At 46.8% G+C, this 8,747-nt stretch carries 12 protein-coding genes; 2 read left to right on the plus strand and 10 right to left on the minus strand.

Annotated elements, in window-relative coordinates; all coding sequences use genetic code 11:
* The 9 genes from L9Q40_RS16290 to fkpA all read right to left on the minus strand — a co-directional run.
* On the minus strand, positions 1 to 303 hold a 303-nt coding region (locus tag L9Q40_RS16290), incomplete at its 3' end, for a GTP-binding protein (protein ID WP_498793954.1).
* Positions 304 to 456: 153 nt separating this feature from the next.
* Positions 457 to 2,556: an elongation factor G gene (gene fusA, locus L9Q40_RS16295; RefSeq protein WP_014233171.1), complete on the minus strand. Its 2,100-nt coding sequence runs from the start codon at positions 2,554 to 2,556 to the stop codon at positions 457 to 459.
* 75 nt (positions 2,557 to 2,631) lie between these two features.
* Positions 2,632 to 3,102 (minus strand): 30S ribosomal protein S7, encoded by a 471-nt coding sequence (rpsG, locus tag L9Q40_RS16300; RefSeq protein WP_005382796.1) that lies wholly within the window; start codon positions 3,100 to 3,102, stop codon positions 2,632 to 2,634.
* Between the two features lie 101 nt (positions 3,103 to 3,203).
* Positions 3,204 to 3,578 carry a 30S ribosomal protein S12 gene (gene rpsL, locus L9Q40_RS16305; RefSeq protein ID WP_004399892.1) on the minus strand — a complete coding sequence of 125 codons (375 nt, stop codon included), beginning with the start codon at positions 3,576 to 3,578 and terminating at the stop codon, positions 3,204 to 3,206.
* Positions 3,579 to 3,757: 179 nt separating this feature from the next.
* Complete coding sequence (tusB, locus tag L9Q40_RS16310) at positions 3,758 to 4,033, minus strand: sulfurtransferase complex subunit TusB (protein ID WP_498793955.1); 276 nt, start codon at positions 4,031 to 4,033, stop codon at positions 3,758 to 3,760.
* A 7-nt stretch (positions 4,034 to 4,040) separates the two neighbouring features.
* Positions 4,041 to 4,397 (minus strand): sulfurtransferase complex subunit TusC, encoded by a 357-nt coding sequence (gene tusC, locus L9Q40_RS16315; RefSeq protein WP_014233173.1) that lies wholly within the window; start codon positions 4,395 to 4,397, stop codon positions 4,041 to 4,043.
* Complete coding sequence (gene tusD / locus L9Q40_RS16320; protein WP_434172377.1) at positions 4,394 to 4,789, minus strand: sulfurtransferase complex subunit TusD; 396 nt, start codon at positions 4,787 to 4,789, stop codon at positions 4,394 to 4,396. The genes tusC and tusD overlap by 4 nt, the downstream gene beginning before the upstream one ends.
* A complete protein-coding gene (locus L9Q40_RS16325) occupies positions 4,786 to 5,508 on the minus strand; it encodes a helix-turn-helix transcriptional regulator (RefSeq protein ID WP_014233175.1) in 723 nt (240 codons plus the stop codon). The genes tusD and L9Q40_RS16325 overlap by 4 nt, the downstream gene beginning before the upstream one ends.
* Before the next feature lie 146 nt (positions 5,509 to 5,654).
* A complete protein-coding gene (gene fkpA, locus L9Q40_RS16330) occupies positions 5,655 to 6,437 on the minus strand; it encodes an FKBP-type peptidyl-prolyl cis-trans isomerase (RefSeq protein ID WP_014233176.1) in 783 nt (260 codons plus the stop codon).
* Between the two features lie 128 nt (positions 6,438 to 6,565).
* Here fkpA and L9Q40_RS16335 point away from each other — a divergent pair, with 128 nt between their 5' ends.
* Both L9Q40_RS16335 and L9Q40_RS16340 read left to right on the plus strand, forming a co-directional pair.
* A complete protein-coding gene (locus L9Q40_RS16335; RefSeq protein WP_372378692.1) occupies positions 6,566 to 7,552 on the plus strand; it encodes a WD40 repeat domain-containing protein in 987 nt (328 codons plus the stop codon).
* Positions 7,549 to 7,776 carry a SlyX family protein gene (locus L9Q40_RS16340; RefSeq protein ID WP_014233178.1) on the plus strand — a complete coding sequence of 76 codons (228 nt, stop codon included), beginning with the start codon at positions 7,549 to 7,551 and terminating at the stop codon, positions 7,774 to 7,776. Before L9Q40_RS16335 ends, L9Q40_RS16340 begins: the two co-directional genes overlap by 4 nt.
* Before the next feature lie 70 nt (positions 7,777 to 7,846).
* Here the strand turns inward: L9Q40_RS16340 and L9Q40_RS16345 are convergent.
* On the minus strand, positions 7,847 to 8,747 hold a 901-nt coding region (locus tag L9Q40_RS16345; RefSeq protein ID WP_498793956.1), incomplete at its 5' end, for an isoaspartyl peptidase/L-asparaginase family protein.

Consider the following 8,747-nt stretch of genomic DNA (forward strand, 5'->3'; position numbering starts at 1 on the left):
ACCGTCCATCTGTGCAGCACCAGTGATCATGTTTTTAACGTAGTCAGCGTGTCCTGGACAGTCAACGTGTGCGTAGTGACGAGTTGGAGTGTCGTACTCAACGTGAGAAGTTGCGATTGTGATACCGCGCTCACGCTCTTCTGGAGCGTTATCGATAGATGCGAAGTCTTTCGCTTCACCGCCGTACACTTTAGCTAGAGTAGTACAGATTGCAGCAGTTAGAGTTGTTTTACCGTGGTCAACGTGGCCGATTGTACCAACGTTAACGTGCGGTTTCGTACGTTCAAATTTTTCTTTAGACACGATCGTGTTCCTTCCTAGTTATGATTCGCCGCGATCATTATTGATCGACGACGCGCCAGAAATTGTTATTTTATGCGCCAACGCTCGTTAGCGCAATATTTGGACGGCTTGATCTGGCAAAAAGTCGTAAACTTTTTGCCGTTCAGTCGTCAATTAGTAACCACGCTCTGCAATAATTTTATCTGCGAAGTTTTTCGGCACTTCAGCGTACTCGTGAAACTCCATAGAGTAAGACGCACGGCCTTGAGTTGCAGAACGTAGGTCTGTTGCGTAACCAAACATCTCAGATAGTGGAACTTGAGCACGGATGATCTTCAGACCAGCCACACCCTCATCCATACCTTCGATGATACCGCGACGACGGTTTAGGTCACCAACAACGTCACCCATCCAATCTTCCGGAGTGGTTACTTCGACATTCATCATTGGCTCTAGAATCACAGGTTGCGCTTCTAGTGCACCTTTCTTGAATGCCATTGAGCCAGCGATCTTAAACGCCATCTCACTTGAGTCTACATCGTGGTAAGAACCATCAAATAGTGTAGCTTTAATATCTAGTACAGGGTAACCCGCTAGAACACCACTATTCATTTGCTCTTCGATACCTTTCGATACCGAGCTGATGTATTCCTTAGGAACCACACCACCCACGATTTCGTCTACGAATACGAAACCTTCACCAGGCTCTGAAGGCTCAAGTTTGATCCACACATGACCGTATTGACCACGACCACCTGATTGACGAACAAACTTACCTTCCACTTCCGCTTTACCACGAATGGTTTCACGGTAAGCAACCTGAGGTTTACCAACGTTACAATCAACGCTGAATTCACGCTTCATACGGTCAACGATGATATCTAGGTGAAGTTCACCCATACCTGAGATCAGAGTCTGACCTGTTTCGTCGTCCGTTTCCACGCGGAATGATGGATCTTCAGCAGCCAGTTTACCTAGCGCGATACCCATTTTTTCTTGGTCTGCCTTAGAACGAGGTTCTACAGCAATCTGAATAACTGGCTCAGGGAATTCCATACGTTCCAGAATCACTTTGTGGTTCTGGTCACACAGAGTGTCACCTGTAGTTACGTCTTTCAGACCAATAGCAGCGGCGATATCACCAGCGCGAACTTCTTTAACTTCTTCACGCTTGTTGGCATGCATCTGAACGATACGACCAAAACGCTCTTTCTTCTCTTTTACAGAGTTGTAGACACCGTCACCTGAGTTTACTACACCAGAGTAAACACGCATGAAAGTAAGCGTACCCACAAATGGGTCAGTCGCGATCTTAAACGCTAGCGCAGAGAAAGGTTCGTTGTCGTCAGCGTGACGCTCAACTTCATTTTCTCTTTCATCAACACCTTTAATTGCAGGTACATCAGCTGGTGATGGCAAGAATTCGATCACTGCATCTAGTACCGCTTGAACACCTTTGTTCTTAAACGCACTACCACAAGTGGCAAGTACGATTTCGTTATTTAGTGTACGAGTACGTAGCGCTTGCTTGATCTCAGCTTCAGTCAGCTCACCTTCTTCAAGGTACTTGTCCATCAGCTCTTCGCTAGCTTCCGCAGCAGATTCAACCATATGGTTGCGCCATTCTTCGGCAAGCTCGATCATGTCAGCTGGAATGTCTTCGTATGTGAACGACATGCCTTGGTCGGCTTCACTCCAGTTGATCATTTTCATCTTGATAAGGTCGATGACACCTTTGAAGTCCTCTTCTGCACCAACGTTAAGTTGGATTGGAACAGGATTCGCACCAAGACGATTTTTAATTTGGTCCACAACGCGTAGGAAGTCTGCGCCTGCACGGTCCATCTTGTTAACAAAAACCATACGTGGAACGTGGTATTTGTCTGCTTGACGCCATACAGTTTCAGACTGAGGTTCAACACCAGATGAGCCACAGAACACAACCACAGCACCATCAAGTACACGAAGAGAACGCTCTACTTCGATAGTAAAGTCAACGTGTCCAGGGGTATCAATGATGTTTACGCGATGCTCTGGGAATTGTGCTTCCATACCACGCCAGAATGTCGTAGTCGCAGCTGAAGTGATAGTGATACCACGTTCCTGCTCCTGCTCCATCCAGTCCATGGTTGCTGCACCATCGTGAACTTCGCCGATTTTGTGAGAAAGGCCAGTGTAGAACAGAATACGCTCAGTTGTGGTTGTTTTTCCTGCATCTACGTGAGCACAGATACCGATATTACGGTAGCGCTCAATAGGAGTTTTACGAGCCACGATTGTATCCTCTTACTAAGGTGTACCTTAGAGTATAGAAAAGTGCTGCGAGAGAACCTCGCAGCACAGAAGGTATTACCAGCGGTAATGAGCGAACGCTTTGTTTGCGTCAGCCATGCGGTGAACGTCTTCACGTTTCTTAACCGCAGTACCTTTGTTCTCAGACGCGTCTAGCATTTCAGCAGCTAGGCGTTGAGCCATAGATTTTTCACCACGCTTGCGCGCAGCTTCAACCAACCAACGCATAGCAAGTGCGTTACGGCGAACCGGACGTACTTCTACAGGTACTTGGTAAGTTGAACCACCAACACGGCGAGATTTAACTTCTACCGCAGGGCGTACGTTTTCAAGAGCTTCTTCAAAAATAGCTAAGTGGTCTTTACCAGACTTTTCAGCCATAGCATCTAGTGCAGTGTAAACGATTTTCTCTGCAGTAGATTTTTTACCGTCAACCATTAGGATGTTAACGAATTTTGCCAGCAATTCAGATTTGAATTTTGGATCTGGAAGGATCTTACGCTGACCAATGACGCGACGACGTGGCATGGATTTATCTCCGTTGTCTTCTTCAGGTTTTATCCAAAACTTTTCAGTTTTTTCAAAAAATTAAAAATAATTTAGTGTTTGGCCTTACTTAACGGAATCCATTAAGACTTAGGACGCTTCACACCGTACTTAGAACGACCTTGTTTACGGTCATTTACGCCAGCACAGTCTAGTGCGCCGCGAACAGTGTGGTAACGCACACCTGGAAGGTCTTTAACACGACCACCACGGATTAGAACAACTGAGTGCTCTTGAAGGTTGTGACCTTCACCGCCGATGTACGAAGTAACTTCGAAACCGTTTGTCAGACGAACACGACAAACTTTACGAAGTGCTGAGTTAGGTTTTTTAGGTGTAGTAGTGTAAACACGTGTACATACACCACGTTTTTGTGGGCACGCTTCTAGTGCAGGCACGTTGCTTTTAACAACTTGCTTTGCACGTGGCTTACGTACCAACTGGTTAATAGTTGCCATTAACTAGCTCCTGATTTACTTGAAAGTAAGCTTTGTGAAAAATCTAGCCCTAATTGCTATTAGGCATTTAGGGACGCAAAATTCTATGCAGCAGTGAGAGGTGTGTCAAGAAATATACGGATCTTTTTTGTTCAATTGGGGGAATTAGTCCGTAAAGCTTTATCGACAGTAATTCATGTTCAATCCCAAGTAAGGGATTTATCTTGTTTTACGGTCAATTCAACGAAGCCGGTATAGGTCACTACGCTAACGGAAGGACTGATGCGATTCCCCATTCCTCTGGCTTGGATATCGCTCTCGAGTGCGAAGACAGCCGTATTCTTGACGTGATGGAACGCTTGATGCTGTGGGTTTGCAGCGTACACAGCATCTTCAATAAGTAAAATGTCGTCTTGTTCACTCCACAGAGCCACGGCATCTTCTAGGGCAGATACGGTTTTGATGATATGTAACATGGCGTCCTCAGAATGACAGTAGTTTGCCTGCTTGTTGCAGTTTCTCTTTAACTTGTTCAAGCGTTAACGCCTGTGCATCGATGACCAGGTCGGCTTGAGCTAATCCTCGCTGCGCAAGTGAATCAGAGCAAACAAATACTTGTTCGATGTCATACAGATCGAATAGCTTGAGCATAGGCGCGTAATCTTTGCTTAAAATGGCCGATGGGTCTTGCCCTAGTAAAAGCTGGTAAACACCATCGCCGATAAATATCACGCTAATGTCTTCACAATAGGCGGAAGCGGCAAGCAGGGCATCCACACCCTCGCGTCCAGAGGACTGCCCGTGAGGCGCGCTACGAAATAAATAAGTTAACTGGCTCAAAACTGCACCACTCGGTCCTGGGTTAGCATTGCTTCGGCTAAACTGCCTAATCCTGCCTGAGTAAAACCTTGCGCTAAATTGTTTTGAGTTAAGCCGTGCTGGTTGGCTTCTTCTTCACTCACAATCCCGCGACGCAAAGCCGCTGCCACGCAAGTTTCAAGGCGCACGCTGTGCTCCTCAGCGAAGACTTGCCATGCTTTATTCAAATCGAATTCATCGTTGGCTGGTACACTCAGTGCGCTACCATTGCTCACGCCCTCTTGGTAGAAAAACACACTCACTACCGTGTGCCCTTGCTCAACCACCGCTTTGGCAAATTGATAGGCGCTGCGGGCAGACTGGCTACCGTACACCGGGCCATTGACAAGCAAAGAGTAAGTTAATCCACTCACTCTGATTCGTCCTCAGTTTTACGCTGACGAATGTATAAATAGACCGTGTGCTTAGAGATATTCAGACGATCAGCGACGCGGTTAATCGCATCTTTGATATCAAAAATACCTTTGTCGTACAGTTCCATAACGATCTGACGGTTCTTGGTGTTGTTTGATACCGATTTGTCCGCATTAATTTCTTCAATCGTGCGCTCAACCGTCTGGTCCACCAGCTCTTCAACATCACTTGCGAAGTTCACCGATGATGCGGCCTCTTTGGCCTCTTGTGTTGGCATAAAAGATTGCAACACTTGCGAGAATGGCGCATCCAGATTGACGTTAATACATAGCAGGCCAATAACACGGTTCTCGCCATTACGGATAGCGACCGTGATCGACTTCATCAACACGCCGCCTTTCGCACGCGTAAAGTACGAACGAGAGAAATTGCGCTCAGAGCCTTCGATGTCTTTGAGCATTTTCAGTGCTAAGTCTGTGATAGGTGAACCAACCTGACGGCCTGTATTTTCACCATTGGCTATTTTAATCGCAGAGGTATTCAGATCTTCCAGAGAGTGAAGAACGATTTCACAGAACGGGCCAATCAGACTGGCAATACCATCAACGACCGCCTCGTAAGACCTCAAGATGATTTTATCGTGCTCAGTGAATGGCATCACGTTGACGGATTCCATTTCGAGCAACATCTCCGCATTAATTGTTTCTGTAGTTGTCATAAGCCTTCGAGCGAAAAATCAACAAATTGGTGTAAGTTTATCAGAAAATTTGAAAGTCAACCTAGCAAACTCTCCAACTAGTGACCTAGAACAAAAAAGGCCCGTTAAACGGACCTTTTTCAATGACTTAGCTTGAGTCTTTCTGATTACTCAGCTTTATCATTCTCTACTTTTAGCAGTTCAACTTCGAATACGAGCGTTGAATTAGCAGGAATGCTTGGAGTGTCTTGGTCGCCGTAAGCAAGCTCTGGCGGGATAACGAACTTGAATTTGGAACCTACAGGCATTAGCTGCACGCCTTCCGTCCAACCTGGAATTACACGGTTTAGAGGAAATGTTGCTGGCTCGCCACGATCGTATGAGCTATCGAACTGAGTACCATCAGTCAGTGTGCCTTTGTAGTGAACCTGTACTGTGTCAGTATCTTTTGGCTTCTCGCCTTCTGCTGGGGTGATCACTTGGTAAAGAAGACCAGATTCCGTTTTCACTACGCCTTCTTGCTTCTCAAACTCAGCGCGGAAGTCATCGCCAGCTTTCTTCGCTGCTGCCGCTTTCTCAGCCGCTTGCGCTTGCATCTTGTCCGCTACGCGCTTATCCAGAGATTCTAGCGCTGCGCGCGTTTCTTCTTCATTTAGCTCAGCGTTGCCTTTAAATACATCTTCAATACCTTTAAGAACAAGGTCTTTGTTTAGGTCGATGCCGATTTCGCTTGGTTTCTCGATGCTAGTGCTTAGGTAGTTAGCAAATGAAACGCCAATTGCGTACGCCGCTTTGTCATCGTCGGTTTTAAAGTGAACTGCTTTGCCAGTTTCTGCTTGAACTTGCTCAGCTTGAGGTGCAGCTTCTTCTGCTTTTGTTTCTTCTTTCTGACAGCCTACCGCTAGCATTACTGTTGCAGCAAGTAGCGACACTTTTAAAACTGATTTCATTAAATTCTCCCAATAATGGCTTAGCCATTGGTTGTTGTGCACAATTCTTCTATGAGACTAGTGAAGACAATCGTTATACCAATATACTAGCTATATGTCTTAAGACACAAACTGGATTATTAGATGTGATGCAAAGAATTTCTCATTTATTCCTATATTTAATTGTCATCACCACGTTAAATGGTTGCTTTTTTACCGAGTCTGAAGTGCAACGCTGGCCCCTTGAACCGCAAGGGTCGACCAGTTTTGCACTGAGCCGAGATGGCCGATTCGCGCTGCTCTATTCTCAAATGGATCACTTAATATTATGGGACCTTGAGCAAAATGAACAATTAGCCAAACTGGGCGAACTGGATGCTGAGGCGAATGTGGTGTCTCATATTCGCATCTCAGACAACGGTCGTTATGCGGTGACCGCAGGCCAGATGAACTTCGCGGTCTGGGATCTAGGCTGGACACAAGCCAAAGGGCTTTGGTCAATTTCAGATGCTCTGATTCGCGATATAGACATCACCAGTAACGGCGAACAAGTGCTGCTTGGACTTTCAAACGGTAAAGCGATTTATGTCAACTTAGTCACCGGGCGTCGTCTGGAGTTCCTTGCTCATCAAGAAAAAGTCAACAGCGTGGCTATATCTCCCAATGGCCGTTTTGCGCTAACGGGTGGCAATGACTATAAGGCCTTTCTCTGGGATACCGAGTCCGGACAGATTCTGCGAGCCTTTGAGCATGAGCAACGAGTGGTAAGGGTTGCTTTACAACGCGATGGGAAACTGGCGATGAGCTCGGATGGCGGCAACCAAGCCATTATCTGGAATTTGGAGACAGGTGAAAAAGTGTCGGAGTTGAGCAGCTGGTCTCGTCAACTGATATTCTCCACCGCAAGGTTCTCTGATGACGGCTCTCAACTGGTCACTGGCAGCCCATCCGGTCGCGTGTCCGTGTGGGATACTCAAAGTGGTAAACGGGTTGATGGATTTGAAGTCGAGCCGAAAAAAGATACTCGCCCTCCTCGTGCGGTCGTGTATGATGCAGCCTTTGATGCCAAACAACGTGTAATTACTGCCACTTCCGCAGGTATCGCCCAGGCTTGGCAGTTAGAGAACGGATCATGACAGAAAAACTTATTCAGCAACTGGAAGCGCGCATTAATGACCTTGAGTGTCAGGCTGCGTTCCAAGAACAGACGATTGACGATCTGAACCAAGCGTTATCTCAGCAACAATTGCTGATTACTAAGATGCAAGATCAGATGAAATACGTGGTGGGCAAAGTAAAAAATATGGACTCATCCAATATGGAAGATCCAGCCAACGAGCCGCCACCACCACACTACTAATGTGTGGCGAGAAAGACGAAACAAAGCCCGGCAATAAGCTGGGCTTTGTTTTTGGGCTCTATTTCAAAGGCTATTCATCCGCATAGATTTTTACACTCAACTCGCCTTGAGTGTTGATACCCGCCCGGTACATGCCGGAACTGTTCATCGCAAAATGCAGTTCTCCCTCGGCATCGATAGCAATCAAACCACCTTCCCCACCCATGGCTTTTAGATCGCCCTGAATCACTGTCTCACAGGCGGTATGTACATCTTCTTTGAGATAGCGTATTCGTGCCGCCACATCTTCTGCGACGCGTTTACGAATAAAGAACTCGCCCATGCCCGTGGTAGAAACCGCAACTACACCATTTTCAGCCACTGTTCCACAGCCGATCAACGCTGAATCTCCAATCCGACCGTATTTTTTGTTCGTCACGCCACCCGTGCTGGTCGCCGCCGCTAAGTTACCATGCTGATCCAAAGCAACCGCACCGACCGTTCCGTGTTTACGATCATCCGGATAACGAGACTCAGAAAGCGCGAACTCCCCTTTCTCTCGCATCGAGAGCAGCTGTTCGTAACGTCGATCAGTAAAGAAGTAATCTTGTTCGGTATATTGGTGACCATTTTCAAAAGCGAATGTTTCGGCCCCCTCACCAACCAGCAGGACATGATTGCTCTTTTGCATCACATCTCGCGCCAGCTCAATCGGGTTTTTAATATGCCTTACGCCCGCCACCGCACCAGCAGCCAGATTACTGCCATCCATGATTGAAGCGTCCATCTCAACCATTTCATTGTGTGTTAATACTGAGCCTTTACCAGCATTGAAGTGAGGGGAATCTTCCAGCACTTTGACTGCTGCAACGACCGCATCGAGTGACGCTCCGCCGTTCGCCAATATCTGATGACCCGCTTTTGCGGCAGCTTCCAGATCCGTCAAAATAGCCTGTTGCAGTGAATCACTCATTTGTTCACGCAATATTGTG

It is taken from the genome of Allocatenococcus thiocycli (genome assembly GCF_921292965.1).
Lineage (GTDB): Bacteria > Pseudomonadota > Gammaproteobacteria > Enterobacterales > Vibrionaceae > Vibrio > Vibrio natriegens.

Bases quoted from the DNA above. Each gene is read 5' to 3' on its own strand.
- rpsG (WP_005382796.1), bottom strand. From the start codon at position 3,102: ATGCCACGTCGTCGCGTCATTGGTCAGCGTAAGATCCTTCCAGATCCA.
- rpsL (WP_004399892.1), bottom strand. From the start codon at position 3,578: ATGGCAACTATTAACCAGTTGGTACGTAAGCCACGTGCAAAGCAAGTT.
- tusB (WP_498793955.1), bottom strand. From the start codon at position 4,033: ATGTTACATATCATCAAAACCGTATCTGCCCTAGAAGATGCCGTGGCT.
- L9Q40_RS16325 (WP_014233175.1), bottom strand. From the start codon at position 5,508: ATGACAACTACAGAAACAATTAATGCGGAGATGTTGCTCGAAATGGAA.
- fkpA (WP_014233176.1), bottom strand. From the start codon at position 6,437: ATGAAATCAGTTTTAAAAGTGTCGCTACTTGCTGCAACAGTAATGCTA.
- L9Q40_RS16335 (WP_372378692.1), top strand. From the start codon at position 6,566: ATGCAAAGAATTTCTCATTTATTCCTATATTTAATTGTCATCACCACG.
- L9Q40_RS16340 (WP_014233178.1), top strand. From the start codon at position 7,549: ATGACAGAAAAACTTATTCAGCAACTGGAAGCGCGCATTAATGACCTT.